Source organism: Monashia sp. HAY1-11D (genome assembly GCF_056868035.1).
Genome location: NZ_CP200320.1, coordinates 264859 through 281765 on the forward strand (window position 1 = coordinate 264859; position 16907 = coordinate 281765).

Consider the following 16907-nt stretch of genomic DNA (forward strand, 5'->3'; position numbering starts at 1 on the left):
GGTCCAGCCTAGGTCGCCGGGCCGCTGCCGGCGGCGTCGCCACGCGGCCGGGACTCGTCGGCGCGGACCGCGACGACGCCACCGACGATGAGCACGCCGCCGACGAGCTGGAGCACGGTGGGCAGCTCGCCGAGCACCAGCCAGGCGAAGAGGACCGCGAAGAGGACCTCGGTCAGGGCGACGAAGGAGGCGACCTTGGCCTTGAGCAGGCGCACCGCGGCGATGCCGGCGACGTAGGCGAACGCGGCTGCGACGAGGGCGATGACGAGCACCGGGACCCACCAGGGCACGGCGGATCCGCCGAGCGTCACGGTGTCGGCGCCGCGAGTGACGTCCATCAGCCCGCCCAGGCCCGCACCCCAGAGCACCACGGCCCCGACGAGGAGCCCGGTCCCGGCGAGCGTGAGCGGCGGCAGGTCGGCGTCGACGTGGTCGGCGATGAGGAAGTACAGGACGAGGCACACGGCGGCGCCGAGGCCCCACAGGGTGCCGGCGACGTCGAGGTGGGCTCCGCCGACGACGTCGAGGACGAGGAGCAGGCCGACGAGGGCCAGCCCGATGCCGGCGAGGGTGAGCCGGCGGGGCGCGCGGCGGTGCCGGGCCCAGAGCCAGCCGACGATGAGGACCGGGGCGAGGTACTCGAGGAGGAGGGCGACGCCGACGGACAGGTGCGTCACCGCGTTGAAGTAGGCCAGCTGGCAGCCGGCGACCCCGGTCAGGCCGTAGCCGACGACCGCGCGGGCGTTGCGGCGCAGGACGCCCCAGCGGCCGCGGAGGGACAGCGCGGTGGGCACCAGCAGGACGAGCGCGGCGAGGGTGATGCGCAGCGTGACGACCGCGCCCGGCGCCCAGCCGGCGAGCAGGAGCGGCTTGGCGAACGCGCCGGAGGTCGCGAAGGCCGCCGCCGAGGCGAGGGCCAGGCCGAGACCGAGGAGGGGGTGCCGCGTCGCCGCCGTCCCGCCGGCGGCGGCCGGTCCGAGGCTGGGTCCACCGGCGAGCGCCGGGGCCACCGTCGGACCGGGCGGCGGCAGGACGCCGGACGCGGGGGCGCTCGTCAGTGGGGACACGACGACCTCCTGCTCCTACGAGGGACTGCCGGCGGAGGGCTGGGTGGGAGCGGTCACCGCCCCATCATCCTGTCAGGACCGTCAGCGACTAGACTCCTGACGGTAGCGACCCGCGATGTCAGGAGTCAAGAGCGTGTTCACCCATGACACCGAGGCGGCTCTCCTCGCCGCGGCGGCCCTCGTCAACACGATGCCGGGCAGCGTGCCCGGTGACTCCGACGCGGACACCCTCGTCACCGTCGCCGACCTCGAGGCCCTCTACGCCGAGCAGCGGTGGACCGGGCGGTTCGACCGCGACACCGCCGAGCTCGACGCGGTCCGCGCGCTGCGCCCCCGCCTGCGCGGCATGTGGGAGCACGACGAGGCCGGCGTCGTCACGCTCGTCAACGAGCTGCTCCGGGAGGGACCCGCGCTGCCCCAGCTCGTCGAGCACGACGGCCTCGGCTGGCACGTGCACGCCACCCCTGCGGACGCACCGCTCGCACGGCGCATGGCCGTCGAGGCCGCCCTGGCCGCCGTCGACGTCGTCCGCGCCGGCGAGCTGGAGCGCCTGCGCGTCTGCGCTGCCGACGACTGCGACGACGTCGTCGTCGACCTGTCGCGCAACCGGTCGCGGGTCTACTGCGACGGAGGGTGCGCGGCCCGCGCGCACACGGCCGCCTACCGGGCCCGGCGGGCCGGCTCCTGACGCGTCGGCGGCCTCGGGCGCGTCGGCGGCGCGTCGGCGGCGGGCCGGCGTCGGGACCGTCGCAGCAGGTGCGGCGTCGTCAGGCCTTGCCGTCGAAGAGGCTCGTCACCGAGCCGTCCTCGAAGACCTCCCTGATCGCCATCGACACCAGCGGCGCGATGGACAGCACGGACAGCTTGTCGAAGCGCCGGTCGTCGGGGATCGGCAGCGTGTTCGTGACGACGACCTCGTCGACCTTGCACGCCTTGAGCCGGTCGACGGCCGGTCCGGACAGGATGGCGTGGGTCGCGGCGATGACGACCTGCTGGGCGCCTTCCTCGATGAGGGCGTCGGCCGCCTTGGTGATGGTGCCGGCGGTGTCGATCATGTCGTCGACGAGGATGCAGACGCGGCCCTTGATCTCACCGACGACGCGGTTGGCGACGACCTCGTTGGGCCGGTTGATGTCGCGCGTCTTGTGGATGAAGGCCAGCGGCGCGCCGCCGAGGCGCGTCGACCAGTCCTCGGCCACCTTGATGCGGCCGGCGTCCGGCGAGACGACGGCGAGGTCGAGGTGGCCGTACTTCTCCGCGACGTAGTCCGACAGGATCGGCAGGGCCATGAGGTGGTCGACGGGGCCGTCGAAGAAGCCCTGGATCTGCGCCGTGTGCAGGTCGATGGCCATGAGCCGGTTCGCGCCGGCGGTCTTGAACAGGTCGGCCATGAGGCGGGCCGAGATGGGCTCGCGACCGCGGTGCTTCTTGTCCTGGCGGGCATAGCCGTAGAAGGGCAGCACGACGGTGATCCGCTTGGCCGAGGCACGCTTGAGCGCGTCGATCATGATGAGCTGCTCCATGATCCACTCGTTGATCGGCGAGGTGTGGCTCTGGATGACGAAGGCGTCCGAACCCCGCACCGACTCCTCGTAGCGCACGTAGATCTCGCCGTTGGCGAAGTCGTAGGCGCTCGTCGGCACGAGGTCGGTGCCGAGCTCCTTGGCGACCTCCTGGGCCAGCTGCGGGTGGGCGCGACCGGAGAAGAGCATGAGGTGCTTCTCGGTCGTCTTGTTGATGCCGCTCATGCGTGCGCGTCCTTCTCGTCGCTCCCGAGCCGGTCGTTGTCGACCACGGCTCCTGCCTCGCCGGCCAGTGCCGCCTCGGCCTCCACAGCGGTCCGTGCCGCCGCGTCGGTCTTCGTGCCGGCCCGGCGGCGCGCCACCCAGCCGTCGATGTTGCGCTGCTGGGCCCGGGTCACCGCCAGCTGCCCCGGGGCGACGTCGCTGACCACGGCGGAGCCCGCCGCGACGTACGCCCCGTCGCCGATGGTGCGCGGCGCGACGATGACCGAGTTGCTGCCGACGAAGCTCCAGCGGCCGACGTTCGTGTGCCCCTTGGTCACGCCGTCGTAGTTGGCGAAGATCGTGCCCGCGCCGATGTTCGCGCCCTCTCCGATGGTCGCGTCGCCGCAGTAGGTCAGGTGCGGCACCTTGGCGCCGTCGCCGATCCGGGCGTTCTTCGTCTCGACGAAGCCGCCGATCTTGCCAGCGCGGCCGAGGACCGTGCCGGGGCGCAGGAACGAGAAGGGGCCGACCGTGGCAGCCGGCCCGATCCGGGCCAGCTCGGCCTGGGTGCGCACGACGCTCGCGCCGTCTCCGACCTCGGTGTCCTTGAGGGTCGTGTCGGGGCCGACGACGCAGTCGCGGCCGACGCTCGTCGCCCCGAGCAGCTGGGTGTTCGGGTGCACCACGGTGTCCGCGCCGACGGTGGCGTCGGCGTCGATCCACGTCGTGGCCGGGTCGATGACGATGGCGCCGTCGCGCATGGCCTGCTCGACGATTCGGCGGTTGAGCTCGGCGCCGAGCCGGGCCAGCTGCACCTTGTCGTTGACGCCCTCGGTCTGCCAGAGGTCGTCGACGAGGTGGGCGTCGACGCCCAGACCGCGTGACCGGGCGATGGCGACGACGTCGGTCAGGTACTTCTCGCCCTGCGCGTTGTCGGTGCCCACCTCGGCCAGCGCCTGGCGCAGCACGAGCGCGTCGAACGCGTAGAGGCCGCTGTTGACCTCGCGGATCGAGCGCTGCTCGGGCGTGGCGTCCTTCTGCTCGACGATGGCCTCGACCCGGCCGTCGGCGTCGCGCAGGACGCGGCCGTACCCGGTGGGGTCGGCCAGGGTCGAGGTGATAACGGTGACGGCGCTGCCGCCGGCAGCGTGCGCCGCGACCAGTCCCTCGAGCGTCTCGGTCGTCAGCAGCGGGACGTCCCCGTACGTGACGACGACGGTGCCGGACAGACCCGGTGGCAGCACCTCGAGCGCGCACTCGACCGCCCGGCCGGTGCCCTTGACCTCGTCCTGGTCGACGATGACGGCGTCGGGGTCCACGAGGGCCACGTGCTCGGCGACGCGGTCGCGCTCGTGCCGGACGACGACGGCGAGGTGCTCCGGCCGAGTCCCCCGGGCCGCGCGGACCGCGTGGGCCACGAGGCTGCGGCCACCGATCGTGTGGAGGACCTTGGGGGTCGTGGACTTCATGCGTGTGCCCTCGCCGGCGGCGAGGACGATCACGGCGGTCGGCCGCGGATCGCTCACGGGGCGCAGCTCCTTGTCGTCGGGTGCGGTGCCTTGCAGCCCCGGACCGGCCGTGGAGCGCGTGCCCACGCGGTGGCACCGGGGGTGCGCCGCGGCCACTCTACTCGTGGGGCCGGGAGGGCTCCCGCGCGTCCGTGGGCGACGCGTGACGCCGCTCACAGGGCCTGGCGCAGCCGGGCGCCCTCGGCTCGCCCCCTGCCGACCGCGCTCCCCGGGTAGGAGTCGAACCTACGTCGCTAGTCCTGATTCAAAGTCAGGCGGGCCCTGCCGACAGACCAACCGGGGAACGTCCACGAGGACGGGGACAGGGTAGTGCAGCGAGGCGTCCCGCCCGTCGCCCAGGTCGCCCAGGTCGACAGCGTCGGCCGCGGTCTGCCGGGGCCGGCGCACCGATGGCTGCTAGGGACCGGAAGGGCCTCCCGGCGCCGCCTCGCCCGGGCCGTCGGACGCCGGGGCTCCCGCGAGGCCATCCGACGGGGCAGCCGTGGAGCCGTTCGAGGGCGCCGTCGCAGCGTCGCCCGCGCCGTCGGCGGTCGGGGTCGACGTCGGGGGCGCGGTGAGCGCGGTGGGCGCGGTGGGCGACGGCACCGCCGGGGTCTCGAGGCCGTCGGCAGGGTGCGTCGGGGAGGAGGTCGGGGCCGGCGAACCGGTCTGCGGGACGGCAGCGGTCGCCGTCGGCGACGAGGACGTGCTCGCGGGGTCCATGGGCGCGACGGCCGTCGCGGCGTCGAGAGCCACCGCCGACGGGCTGACGAGCGGCCCGGCGACGACCCCGACCGCTCCCGCGACCGCTCCCCCGACCGCTGAGCCCAGGTCGGGCAGCGTCGTGGGGCCGAGCCCGCCGGGACGCGCCGACGTCGAGGCGGGCGAGGGCAGCTGCTGGACGACGGCGGGCTTGCCGTGGGTGAGGACGACGGCCGGGGCGACGCCGAGGCCGATGACGAGGCCGGCGACGGCGGTGGCGACCGGTGGCGAGATCGTCAGGCCCCCGATCGTCGCGCCACCCGCCGCGACGGCGACGGGGACGAAGGCGCCCGCTGTGGCAGCACCCGAGACGAGCGCGCCGGACACGACGCCGGAGGCCGCAGCGCTTGACGCGGCGACACCCGACGCAGCACCCGAGGCCGCGAGACCCGACGCCCCGGAGACGGCAGCCGACGCCACCGCACCGGAGGAGACGACGCCCGCGGACGAGCCCGTGACGGCAGCGGTCGAGGCAGCGGTCGAGGCAGCGGTCGAGGCAGCGGTCGAGGCAGCGGTCGAGGCAGCGGACGAGGCAGCGCTCGCTCCGGTTGCCGTCGCCGACGCGGTGGTCACGGCCGTGCCGCTCGCCGTCGCAGAGGCGCCACCGCCGGACACTCCGGTCAGGGCGGCGCCCGCCCCGGCGCCGCCGGTCGTGAGCAGGCCGGCAGCACCATGGCCGGCCCCCGACCCGAGGGCCTGGCTGGCGCCGGCGACGAGGAGCGGGATGACGAGGCCCGCGAAGCCGGTGCTGATGCGTCGGAGGTGGTCGGCGAGTGCGGCGTCCTGGGGGCACGAGGCGAGGTGGGCCTCGACCTTGGCGCGCCGCCGCGGCGTGGTGCGTCCGCGCACGTGGGCGGAGAGGTGGTCGAGGGTCCAGCGGCACTCGGGGGTCGCGCACCCGCTGCTGCGCTGCTGCACCCAGACATCGAGGTAGTGGCCCCGCAGCGCCTCCTTGGCGCGCATGACGCGGACGCTGACGAGGTTCGCCGACACCCCGAGCCGCGGCGCGACCGCCCGGGGCGCGTCCCCGTCGACCAGCGTCATCCACAGCAGACGGCGCTCAGGCTCGGGCAGGCGCGCGAACGCCTCGCGGACGAGGTCGCTGCCGAGCACGTCATCTGCGCCCGTGGCCGGTGCCACGTCGGGTACGCCGTCGAGCTCGGCGCCGTCGGTGGGCAGGACGCTGAGGTCGCGGCGGACGGCGTCGACCCCCACGGTGCGCACCGTCGAGGTGAAGTAGGCGCGGAAGTTCTCGCGCGGTCCGGCGCCCTCGCGCAGCAGCCGCAGCATCCGCGCGGACGCCTCGGCGACGAGGTCCTCCGGGGCGACGCGGCCACGGAAGCGGGTCGCGACGGCGTGCGCGGCCGGCAGGTGCCGCCGCCACAGGACGACGAACGCGTCGTCGTCCCCGTGCCTGACGCGGTGCAGCAGATCCGCATCCGTGAGGTCGGTGAGCAGGACGGAGTCGGGTGTCGCACCGATGGCGTTCGCAGACACCGGGTTCCTTTCGGGTGTGGAGAGAGCCCAAGTGTGCGACATGGCCCGGCGTCGCGTGCGTGGTTTGTGCAATGCGGACATGATGCGCGCGTCCCTGCCGGGAGCGCGCGTCCCGGGATGCCCGAGCCGACGCGCCGACGGCCGGTCGGGCCCGCGCCGGGTCGGCGGGTGGCACCATGACGGCGTGACCGCCGACCGGCCGGACAGCCCAGACAGGGCAGCGAGGGCAGCCAGTGCTGAAGAGCCCGTGCGCGCCGAGCGCGGGGAGCGGCCGCGCACCCGCGCCCGGATGACCGGGCCCGAGCGGCGCGAGCAGCTCGTCGCCGTCGGTCGGAGGCTCTTCGCCGAGAAGGGCTTCGAAGCGACCACGGTCGAGGAGGTTGCGGCCAAGGCGAACGTGTCCAAGCCCGTCGTCTACGAGCACTTCGGCGGCAAGGAGGGCCTGTACGCCGTCGTCGTCGACCGTGAGATCCAGGCCCTGCTCGGCGGCATCACGCGCGCGCTCGACGGGGGCGACGGCGCCCGGATGCTCCTCGAGCGGGCGACGCTCGCCCTGCTCGACTACGTCGAGAGCGACCCCGACGGGTTCCGGATCCTCGTCCGGGACTCCCCACCCGGCCAGTCGACCGGCTCGTTCGCCAGCGTCCTCGGCGACGTCGCCACGCGGGTCGAGCACCTGCTCGCCGCGGAGTTCAAGGCCCGCGGGCTCGACCCGAAGTCCGCGCCGATCCACGCGCAGATGCTCGTCGGCATGGTGGCCCTCACCGGCCAGTGGTGGCTCGACCAGCGCAAGTTCAAGAAGGACCAGGTGGCCGCGCACCTGGTCAACCTCGCCTGGAACGGGCTGTCCGGGCTCGATCGGAGACCGCGCCTCGTGACGCTGCGGCGTCGCTGACCCCCGGAGCGCGTGCCGGCACACTCCGGGCCCCGTGCCGGCGTGTCAGCCGAAGAAGGTCCGGCGATAGGTGTCGCCGGCGCCGTCGGTGACGGTCACGAGGACGGGACCGAGCCCCCCGAGGCCGCCCTGGGTCAGCTGCATGCGTCCGGCACTGGCCGACCCCGAGCAGGTGACCCGCGAGGCGGACGTGTTCGAGCACGTCCAGGCACTGTTGCTCGCCACCAGCGACCCGGCGCCGGAGGCGTTGGCGACGGAGATGCGCAGCCGTCCCTCGACGGTGGTGCGCACCGAGAGCGTGAACCTGCTCGGGTCGCCCGTCGCGATGACCTTGACCGTCATCGTCGGCGGGCTCGAGGGCTGGGGCGGCGGATCGGTCGTCGGCGGCGGGCTCGGTGGCGTCGTGGGCGGCGCGGGAGGCGTCGTCGGCGGCGGGGCGGGCGGGCTCGAGACGGCCGGCGGCGTCGACGAGGCAGGGGGGCGCGTGGCCGGTGTGTCGCCGCCCGAACCGCCCGAACCGGTCGAGCCGGCAGAGCCGGCCGGGTCACTCGGCCCCGGTGCGACGGTCACGCCGGTCTGGTCCGTGCTGCCGGCGCCCACGCCACCGGGTGTCGGCGTCGCCGCGCCGCTCGGTGCCGGCGGTGCCGGAGTGCCGGTGAGACCCCGGGCCACGCGTGCGGCCACCGACGGGACCGCCGTGGCGACCCCCGCAGCCCCCGCGTTCGCCGCTGTTCCCGGGGCGCCGGGGACGGACGGCGTCCCTGGGCTCGGCGAGGCGGACACGGACGGTCGGGGCGACGCGCCGGCGGGAAGCGTCGTGGAGGCCGGGGCACCGAGCAGGCCGGTGGCCCCAGCCGTGACGGCGACGCCTGCCACGACACTCGCGACGCGGCTGGCCACCTGCGCCAGGGCGTCGGCACCCGAGCCGAGACGGCCGACGCCCGAGGCACCCGAGGCTCCTGCGGCGGCGACCGACGACCCTGGCGGCGCACCCGCGCCCGCAACCCCGCCAGCGGCGCCGCCTCCACCGACGACCCCCGCTGCACCCGCACCCGCGGCTCCTGCGGCGCCGCCGACCAGACCCAGACCACCCGCGGTGACGAAGCCCGGGGTCGAGACCCCGGCGGCGAGGACCAGGGGGACGAGCAGCGCCGGGAAGCCGTCGTGGATGACGCGCAGGTCGGCGGCGATGCGGGCGGCGTGCGAGCACGAGGCGACGTGGGCCCGGGCGCGCTCGGTCTGCCGCTTGGGGAGCCGACCGCGCACGAGGGCGCCGAGGTGGGTGATGGTCCACCGGCACTCGTCCGTGTCCGCCTCGGACAGGCCCCGCTCGGCGCGGGCGTCGAGGTAGAGGGCGCGCAGGTTCTCGCGGGCGCGCATGGCGCGGACGCTGACGGCGTTCGCCGTCATGCCCAGGCTCGGCGCGACGACCCGCGGTGCGGCGCCCTCGACGGTCGTGTGCCACAGCACCCGCTGGTCCCTCTCGGGCAGGGACCGGAACGCCTCGCGCACGAGGGCGACGGTCTCGTCGTCGCCGAGGTCGGGCTCGGGCTGGTCGACGGGCTCGGCGAGCGCGTCGAGGTCCTCCTCCTCGGTCGGCACGAGCCGCAGGTCACGGCTGCCGGCGTCGAGGGCGACGGTGCGCACCGCCGACAGGAAGTAGGCACGGAAGTGCTCCTCCGGCCCGCGACCGTCGCGGATGAGGGAGAAGACGCGGGCGGCGGCCTCGGCCACGACGTCGTCGGGGCTGGTGCGCCCCCGGTAGCGACGCGCGACGGCATAGGCCGCGGGCAGGTGACGGCGCCACAGCTCGCCGAACGCCTCGGCCGACCCCTCGCGACTGCGGGCGAGCAGCTGCACGTCGGCAGCGGAGGACCACGCCTCGCTCGACCACATGGTCAGGTCAGCCGACACCTCGAGCCCTTCCAGCCACTTTCCGGTGCTGGACAGTCTGCCCCGGCCCGCCGCGCGCGTCGACTCGCACCGCGGGAGCGTTGGCAGGTTTCGCCCTTCCGGATGGTCCCCTCCACGAAACCATCGCGGAAGGACGAAACCTGGCGACACCACGGGTGCCGGCGCGGAGCCGCTCCCTCCCCTGACCGAGCGGGACGCTCCGTGCGGTGCCGTCAACCGTGAGACGTGCCACTTCCTATTTCACGTCATCTTCGGTGCAAATGTGGGCAAATGCCAGAAACTGACCTCGACCCGTCAGTAGCAGCAGTGCCCATGGGACGTGTTGGCGAGGCCTTGGGCAGGTCGTGGTCGGCGCCTTACCGTGCCGGGGCCTGCCCGTCGGGCCGGCGGGTGCGGGCGACGGCGAAGGTCCGGGTGAAGGGGAAGAGCACCCCGAACGGCCGACGCGGGTAGGCCGCCTCGAGCTCGCGCGCGTACTCCTGCTCGAAGGCCTCGCGCTCCGCGGCGTCCTCGAGCACTCCGAGGACCGGGCGCAGGCCGGTGCCCCGGACCCACTCGAGCACCGGGTGCGGCCCTGCTGCGGGCGCGTCGAGGACGTGCTCGTACGTCGTCTGCCACACGTCGACGTCCGGGGTGCGGTCGAGCAGGAGCGCCGCGTACGTGCCCGGCAGGGCGACGGCAGCGGCCCGGTCGAGGCCGGGGCGCAGGTCGTCGGCGCGCGGATGGCGGGCGGCCACCTCGCGCATGAGCCGGTGCGACGGGGCGTCGAAGTTGGCAGGCACCTGCATGGCGAAGGTGCCCCCGGGCGTCAGCGCGTCGAGCCAGCGCGGGATCAGCCGCAGGTGGGTCGGGACCCACTGGAGCGTCGCGTTGGTGACGAGGACGTCGACGGGGCCGCCGCACCCGGTGGGGTCCCAGTCCTCGGCCGTCGCCTCCACCCACTCGACACGGCCGGCGGTGTCGAGGGCCCGGGCCCGTTCGAGCATCTGGGGCGAGGAGTCGACGCCGATGACGCGAGCCTCGGGCCAGCGCCGCGCCAGCCCGAGCGTCAGCTCGCCCGGGCCGCAGCCGAGGTCGACGACGAGCCGCGGGTTCGGGGCGTCGACCCGGGCGAGGAGGTCGGCGAACGGCCGGCCGCGATGGTCGGCGAAGAGCCCGTACTGGCCGGGGTCCCAGGCGGAGCCGTCCGGAACCTGGTCGCTGGGAGTCGGAGGTGTGGCGTCGGACACGGCGACCTCACTTTCTTTCGATGTCAAGAGTCTTGATGGCCACTACGCTGACGGCATGAGCCAGGACCGCAGCCCGGCCCGCGTCGGCGGCGACGACGTCGACGAGATCGTCGCGGCCTGGCGCCGAGAGCGGCCCGACCTCGACGTGTCGCCGCTGGAGGTCCTCTCGCGGGTGTCCCGGCTCGCCCGCCGCCTCGATCTCGCGCGGGGGCGAGCCTTCTCCGAGCACCTGCTGGAGGGCTGGGCCTTCGACGTGCTGTCGGCGCTGCGTCGTGCCGGGGAGCCCTACCAGCTCTCGCCCGGGGCGTTGGTGCACCAGACGCTGGTGACCTCGGGCACGATGACCAACCGCGTCGACCGGCTCGAGCGCAGCGGCTTCGTCGAGCGGCGCCCCGACCCGGGCGACCGCCGCGGCGTGCTCGTGCGGCTGACGCCCGCCGGGCGCGATGTCGTCGACTCGGCGATGGCCGACCTCATCGAGCAGGAGAAGTCGCTGCTGTCCGAGCTCGGCCCGGCCGAGCGCCGCGACCTCGCCGCGCTGCTGCGCCGGATGCTCGCCCCGCTCGAGGCGCGCCCGACCGACCCCACGGGCTGACAGGGGGCGCCGCACCGGGACGCCGGACGCCGGCCGGCTCACGCGTCGCTCCGCTGCTGGAACTCGAGGCGGTTGCCGACGGGGTCGCTGGTGTGGAAGCGGCGCAGGCCGGGGATGGCGTCGTCCCAGACGACCGGGGCACCGGCCGCGGCGAGCGCGGCCGCGAGCGCGTCGACGTCGGCCACCGCGATCCCGGGGTGCGCCTTGCGGGCGGGGGCGAAGGGCTCCTCGATGCCGACATGCACCTCCGCCGCGCCGGGCTCGCCACCCGCCCGGAACCAGGCACCGCCGCGGGCGCGCAGCCTCTCGGGCTTGGGCAGCTCGGTCAGACCGAGGACCCCGGCGTAGAAGTCGCGCATCGCATCCTCGCAGCCGGCGGGACCGGAGACCTGGACGTGGTGCAGGGTCATCTCCATGCCTCGAAAGTATCTTGACATCAAGATACTTGGCAACTCTCCGCCGGGACCGCCCCTCAGCCGACGACCTCGGCGGCCTCGAGCCACTCGAGCTCGAGCCCCTCGCGCTCGGCGACGAGCTCCTGGAGGCGGGCGTTGAGGTCGGCGAGGGCGGCGGGGTCGGTCGCCTGCTGGGCCATCTCGCCGTGGATCCGCTCCTCGCGGTCGGCCAGGCGCGACAGCTGCTTCTCGACGCGCGCCATCGTCTTGCGCGCCTCGCGGACCTCGCCGGGGCTCGCGGTCGTGACCGCCCCGCTCGCCGGCGCCGCTGCGGCGGTGGCACCGGCCGCGCCGGACGGGGCCGCTCCCCGGGACGCCGCCCCGGCCGCGCCGGACGACGACGCCGGCCCCCCGCCCGTCGCCGCCTGCGACGCAGCGGCGGCGCGCAGCTCGAGGTACTGGTCGACGCCACCGGGCAGGTCGCGGACGCGCCCGTCACCGAGCAGGGCCAGCTGGTGGTCGCAGACCCGCTCGAGCAGGTACCGGTCGTGCGAGACGACGACGAGCGTGCCGGCCCACCCGTCGAGGACGTCCTCGAGCGAGGTGAGGGTCTCGATGTCGAGGTCGTTCGTCGGCTCGTCGAGGACGAGGACGTTCGGCTCGGTGAGCAGCAGCCGCGTCAGCTGGAGGCGTCGCCGCTCGCCACCCGACAGGTCGCCGACGCGCGTCTGCTGCCGGCCACCCGGGAACCCGAGCCGCGTCGCCAGCTGGCCCGCGCTCACCTCCTTGCCCCCGAGCATCGTGTACTGGCGCACGTCCTCGACGGCCTCGATGACCCGCCACTGCTCGAACCGCTCGAGCTCGCGCACCTCCTGGGTCAGGTGCGCGATCGCGACGGTCTTGCCGACCCGGCGCCGACCGGCAGTCAGCGGGACCTCGCCGGTCAGGGCGCGCAGGAGGGTCGACTTGCCGGCGCCGTTGACACCGACGATGCCGACCCGCTCCCCCGGCGCCAGGCGCCACGTGACGCGGTCGAGCAGGGTCCGTGCGTGCGGCGGCTCGCCGACCGTCAGGGTCGCGTCCTCGAGGTCGATGACGTCCTTGCCGAGGCGACGCGTGGCGAACGACGCCAGCTCGACGCTGTTGCGGGGCTCCGGCTCGCCGGCGATGAGGGCGTTGGCGGCCTCGATGCGGAACTTCGGCTTGCTCGTGCGGGCCGGCGCGCCGCGGCGCAGCCAGGCCAGCTCCTTGCGCATGAGGTTGGCGCGCCGGTCGGCCACGACGCCGGCGAGGCGGTCCCGTTCGGCCTTGGCGAGGACGTAGGCCGCGTAGCCGCCCTCGAACGAGCTGACACCACCGGACTCGACCTCCCACGTCACCGTCGCGTACGCGTCGAGGAACCAGCGGTCGTGGGTGATCGCGACGGTCGCGTTGCCCGGGCGCGGTCGACGGTGGGCCAGGTGGTCGGCGAGCCAGGCGACGCCCTCGACGTCGAGGTGGTTGGTCGGCTCGTCGAGCAGGAGCAGCTCGGGGTCCTCGACGAGGAGGCGCGCCAGGGCCAGCCGCCGCCGCTCCCCGCCGGACTTGGGGCCGACCCGGCTGTCGAGACCGCCCATGGCCTCGGCACCGATGCCACCCAGCAGCCCGGTGAGCACGTCGCGGATGCGGGGGTCACCTGCCCAGACGTGCTCCGGCCGGTCGCCGAGGACGGCCTCCCGGACCGTCCACGCCGGGTCCAGCGCGTCGTCCTGGCTCAGCATGCCGACGCGGATGCCGCCCTGGCCGCCCTGCTTGCTGATGCGGCCCGAGTCCGGCTCCTGCAGACCCGCCATGACGCGCAGCAGCGTCGACTTGCCACCGCCGTTGACGCCGACGATGCCGATGCGGTCGCCGGTGAGGACACCGATGCTGACGTCGTCGAGGACGTGGGTCGTGCCGAAGACGAGGGAGACGCGTTCGAGGGAGACGAGGTTGGCCATCGGAGCAGACCCTATGCGCTCGCGACGAGCCCCCGCGAACGCGGGCCGGCCGGCGGTCAGTCGGCGGGGCGGGGGCTCGTGACGACCTGGGCGCCGTGGACCGGGCCCCTGGCGCGACGCAGGTCGCGGCACAGGTCGGAGGCCGCCAGTGAGACCGACAGGTCGAGCGCGGCCTCGTGGCTCTCGGTGAGGAACGCGACGGTCGGGCCCGACCCCGACACGACGCCGCCGAGCGCCCCGAACTCGACGCCCGCGTCGCGCAGCTCGCGCAGCTGGGGGCGCAGCGAGAATGCGGCCGGCTCGAGGTCGTTGTGCAGCGCGGCCCCGAGCGCCGCGGGGTCGCCGGAGCGCAACGCCGCCATGAGGCCGGGGCTGACCCGCGGCTCGGGGACGTGCACGCCGTCGCGCTCGCGCAGCCGGTCGCACTCGGCGTAGACCTGCGGCGTCGACAGGCCGGTGTCGCTGATGGCGAAGACCCAGTGGAACGTGCCGCGGGCCAGGACCGGTGCGAGCTGCTCGCCACGCCCGGACCCCATGGCGTTGCCGCCCACGAGCGGGAACGGGACGTCGCTGCCGAGCAGGGACGCGAGCTCGGCGAGCTCGTCACGGTCGAGGCCGAGGCCCCACAGGTGGTCGCAGGCGAGGAGGGTGGCGGCGGCGTCCGCCGAGCCGCCCGCCATGCCGCCCGCCACCGGGATGTCCTTGTCGATGCGGATCGAGAGGGACTCGTCGACCGACCACCGCTCGGCGACGAGTCGGGCGGCGCGGACGGCGAGGTTGTCGCCGTCGGTCGGGATGCGGTCCGAGTACGTGCCGGCGGGCACGACCTGCCAGTCGTCCCAGCGAGCCACCGACACCTCGTCGTGCAGGGAGACGGCCTGGTAGACGGTCGCGAGCGAGTGGTAGCCGTCGGCCCGGCAGGGGCCGACGCGCAGCTCGAGGTTGACCTTGCCCGGGACCCGCACGGTCACCGCGCCCGGCAGGGTCGGAGCGACAGTCATGCGCCCACCCTATGGGTCCGGTCAGTCGTCCGTGGCCGGCGGCGTCGAGGACTCGTGCGACCGGCTCTTCTTCGACGACCGACCCTTCGGCGACCGCGAGGGAGATGTCGACCGAGACGTCGAGGGCGACGGCGAGCCGGCCTGCGGCCGCGCCGCGGCGATACGGGCGAACGTCTCGATGTCGAGCTGCTCCCCGCGCGCCCGAGGGTCGACGCCGGCCGCCCGGAGCGCCTCCTCCGCCAGCGCCGGCGAGCCGGCCCACGAGGCGAGCGCGCCGCGCAGGGCCTTGCGCCGCTGGAGGAAGGCGGCGTCGATGCAGCGGAAGACCTCCTCCCGCGTGGCCGTCGTCACCGGGGGCGTGCGTCGGCGCAGCGACACGAGCCCGGAGTCGACGTTGGGGGCCGGCCAGAAGACCGTTCGTCCGACGCGTCCGGCCAGCTCGACGTCCGCGTACCACGCGGCCTTGAGGCTCGGGACCCCGTAGATCTTGCTGCCCGGCCTGGCCGCGAGCCGCTCGGCGACCTCGAGCTGGACCATGACGAGGACGCGCTCGAGGCTCGGGAAGTGCTGAAGGAAGGACAGCACCACCGGGACGGAGATGTTGTATGGCAGGTTGGCCACGAGCGCGGTCGGCGGCGGCTTCGGGAGCTTCGTCACGGTGAGGGCGTCGGCGGCGACGAGGCGCAACCGGTCGGCGTGCTGCGGCTGGAGACGCGCCACGGTGTCCTCCAGGGCGCCGGCGAGGCGCGGGTCGACCTCGACCGCGGTGACCTGCCGGACGACGGGCAGCAGCGCGAGGGTCAGCGAACCGAGCCCCGGACCGACCTCGACGACGACGTCGTCGGGGCCGACGCCCGCCACGCGCACGATCTTGCGCACGGTGTTCGGGTCGACGACGAAGTTCTGGCCCCACTGCTTGGTCGGGCGGACCTCGAGGCGCTCGGCGAGCTGCCGCACCTGGGCCGGGCCGAGCAGCGCCGAGTCGTCGACCTGGGCCGCCCCGGTCGCGTCCTTCTTCGCCATGGCCTCACCCTATGGCCCACCCCGGCCACCGGACGGCGACGCCCGCCCGACCCGAGGGGGTCGAGCGGGCGTGTGCGCGGGTGCCGCGGCCGGCCCGTGGGCTCAGCCGCAGCTCCACTGCGACGTGCCGTTGTCGGCGTAGACGCGGTTGGCCACCGTGATCTGCTCCTCGCGCGAGGCGAGGTCGGCGCGCGAGGCGAAGTCGTCGCCCCCGTAGGCGAGCCACGTGGAGGTCAGGAACTGCAGACCGCCGTAGTAGCCGTTGCCGGTGTTGATGTGCCAGTTGCCGCTCGACTCGCACTGGGCGATCGAGTCCCACATCGACGCGCGGGCCAGGTTGATCGCGGCCCCGGAGCCACCCGTCGAGCCGCTCGAGGTGCTCGAGGTGCTCGAGGTGGTGGGCCGCGCCTTGGTCCCGACGAGGACGACGCGGTCGACCGGGGCCTTGGTCACCTTGGCGGACAGGCGCTTGGTGGCGACGACCTTGCCGTCGACGACGGTGCGCTGCACCGTGACGACGCGGGTGCCGTCGCTCCCGGCACGCAGCACCTTGGTCTGGCCGGTGTACAGGTCCGAGGAGCTGCGCCTGGTCGTGCCGTGGGCGATGGTCTCGATGACGGTGGCCGACTTCTGCTGGACGCGCTGGACGCGGATCGTCGTACCGGCGGTGAGCGGCGTCGTCGCAGCCGGTGTGACCCGGTCGGTCGAGCCGAGGTGGACGCCGAGCTGCTTGAGGGCCTCGCCGACGGTGGCGGCGGCGACGGTCTTGGTCGTCGTGCGGCCGTCGGCGACGACGGTGACCGGCTTGGGGGTCACGATCGTCAGGGACAGGCCCTGACGGCCGATGGTCTGCGAGCGGGACACCGAGATGCGGGCACCGTCGCTGCGCAGGCCGAGGGCGAGCAGGGCTCCGTCGACCGTGGTCTCGGTCGTGCGGATCTGGCGCTGCTTGCCGTCGATGGTCAGGGTCAGCAGGCGGCTGTACCGGACGGTCACCGTCTCGCCGTCGCTGAGCGGGCTGTCGGCAGCCGGGACGACGACGTCGCCGGGCTTGGTGGTGATGCCCTCGGAGTCGAGGAGGTCACCGACGGTGCTGCCGAACACGTGGGCTGCGGTGGTCTTGCCGTCGACCGAGAGGGTCACGGCCTTGTCGAGCTGCGCTGCGCCGACCGCGCCACTGGTGAGCACGACGGCCGCGCCGGCGAGGGCGAGGACCTTGAGATTGCGCGAAACCAAAACACTCCGAACGTCGAACGTCCCGGGTGCAACGCGCTCTCGAACAGCCCTCGTCGCGGCGTCGGGACGAGGTCGATGC

At 74.6% G+C, this 16907-nt stretch carries 14 protein-coding genes and 1 tRNA gene; 3 read left to right on the top strand and 12 right to left on the bottom strand.

Features of this window, described 5'->3' with window-relative positions; all coding sequences use genetic code 11:
- Window positions 1-8: 8 nt before the first annotated feature.
- Window positions 9-1067, bottom strand: coding sequence for an EamA family transporter (locus tag AC1VM9_RS01150; RefSeq protein ID WP_481344884.1), 1059 nt, complete (start codon window positions 1065-1067; stop codon window positions 9-11).
- A 115-nt stretch (window positions 1068-1182) separates the two neighbouring features.
- Here AC1VM9_RS01150 and AC1VM9_RS01155 point away from each other — a divergent pair, with 115 nt between their 5' ends.
- A complete protein-coding gene (locus AC1VM9_RS01155) occupies window positions 1183-1755 on the top strand; it encodes a CGNR zinc finger domain-containing protein (protein WP_481344885.1) in 573 nt (190 codons plus the stop codon).
- A gap of 79 nt (window positions 1756-1834) precedes the next feature.
- Here AC1VM9_RS01155 and AC1VM9_RS01160 read toward each other — a convergent pair whose 3' ends face one another.
- The 4 genes from AC1VM9_RS01160 to AC1VM9_RS01175 form a co-directional block, all read right to left on the bottom strand.
- Window positions 1835-2815 carry a ribose-phosphate diphosphokinase gene (locus tag AC1VM9_RS01160; RefSeq protein WP_481342718.1) on the bottom strand — a complete coding sequence of 327 codons (981 nt, stop codon included), beginning with the start codon at window positions 2813-2815 and terminating at the stop codon, window positions 1835-1837.
- The gene (gene glmU, locus AC1VM9_RS01165; RefSeq protein ID WP_481344886.1) at window positions 2812-4320 is read right to left on the bottom strand and encodes a bifunctional UDP-N-acetylglucosamine diphosphorylase/glucosamine-1-phosphate N-acetyltransferase GlmU; all 1509 of its coding nucleotides are present in this window, start codon (window positions 4318-4320) and stop codon (window positions 2812-2814) included. The genes AC1VM9_RS01160 and glmU overlap by 4 nt, the downstream gene beginning before the upstream one ends.
- A 207-nt stretch (window positions 4321-4527) precedes the next feature.
- Window positions 4528-4606: transfer RNA gene (locus tag AC1VM9_RS01170), tRNA-Gln, on the bottom strand.
- 113 nt (window positions 4607-4719) lie between these two features.
- On the bottom strand, window positions 4720-6561 hold the full coding sequence (locus AC1VM9_RS01175) for a sigma-70 family RNA polymerase sigma factor (protein WP_483120682.1): 1842 nt from the start codon (window positions 6559-6561) through the stop codon (window positions 4720-4722).
- A 289-nt stretch (window positions 6562-6850) separates the two neighbouring features.
- Between AC1VM9_RS01175 and AC1VM9_RS01180 the strand changes: the two genes are divergently transcribed.
- Window positions 6851-7456: a TetR/AcrR family transcriptional regulator gene (locus tag AC1VM9_RS01180; protein WP_481342728.1), complete on the top strand. Its 606-nt coding sequence runs from the start codon at window positions 6851-6853 to the stop codon at window positions 7454-7456.
- A gap of 45 nt (window positions 7457-7501) precedes the next feature.
- Here the strand turns inward: AC1VM9_RS01180 and AC1VM9_RS01185 are convergent, their stop codons facing one another.
- Both AC1VM9_RS01185 and AC1VM9_RS01190 read right to left on the bottom strand, forming a co-directional pair.
- Entirely contained in the window at window positions 7502-9370 is a 1869-nt protein-coding gene (locus AC1VM9_RS01185) for a sigma-70 family RNA polymerase sigma factor (protein ID WP_483120684.1), read from the bottom strand.
- Between the two features lie 356 nt (window positions 9371-9726).
- A complete protein-coding gene (locus tag AC1VM9_RS01190; protein ID WP_483120686.1) occupies window positions 9727-10599 on the bottom strand; it encodes a methyltransferase domain-containing protein in 873 nt (290 codons plus the stop codon).
- 55 nt (window positions 10600-10654) lie between these two features.
- Here AC1VM9_RS01190 and AC1VM9_RS01195 point away from each other — a divergent pair, with 55 nt between their 5' ends.
- A complete protein-coding gene (locus AC1VM9_RS01195) occupies window positions 10655-11194 on the top strand; it encodes a MarR family winged helix-turn-helix transcriptional regulator (protein ID WP_481343542.1) in 540 nt (179 codons plus the stop codon).
- Between the two features lie 38 nt (window positions 11195-11232).
- Here AC1VM9_RS01195 and AC1VM9_RS01200 read toward each other — a convergent pair whose 3' ends face one another.
- From AC1VM9_RS01200 to AC1VM9_RS01220, 5 genes are all read right to left on the bottom strand, one after another.
- Window positions 11233-11610 (bottom strand): VOC family protein, encoded by a 378-nt coding sequence (locus AC1VM9_RS01200; RefSeq protein ID WP_483120688.1) that lies wholly within the window; start codon window positions 11608-11610, stop codon window positions 11233-11235.
- A gap of 56 nt (window positions 11611-11666) precedes the next feature.
- Window positions 11667-13568, bottom strand: coding sequence for an ABC-F family ATP-binding cassette domain-containing protein (locus AC1VM9_RS01205; protein ID WP_483120690.1), 1902 nt, complete (start codon window positions 13566-13568; stop codon window positions 11667-11669).
- 56 nt (window positions 13569-13624) lie between these two features.
- Window positions 13625-14569: a 4-(cytidine 5'-diphospho)-2-C-methyl-D-erythritol kinase gene (locus tag AC1VM9_RS01210; RefSeq protein WP_483120691.1), complete on the bottom strand. Its 945-nt coding sequence runs from the start codon at window positions 14567-14569 to the stop codon at window positions 13625-13627.
- Between the two features lie 21 nt (window positions 14570-14590).
- The gene (rsmA, locus tag AC1VM9_RS01215; protein WP_483120693.1) at window positions 14591-15592 is read right to left on the bottom strand and encodes a 16S rRNA (adenine(1518)-N(6)/adenine(1519)-N(6))-dimethyltransferase RsmA; all 1002 of its coding nucleotides are present in this window, start codon (window positions 15590-15592) and stop codon (window positions 14591-14593) included.
- Window positions 15593-15694: 102 nt separating this feature from the next.
- Entirely contained in the window at window positions 15695-16828 is a 1134-nt protein-coding gene (locus tag AC1VM9_RS01220) for a transglycosylase family protein (RefSeq protein WP_483120695.1), read from the bottom strand.
- Window positions 16829-16907 lie beyond the last annotated feature (79 nt).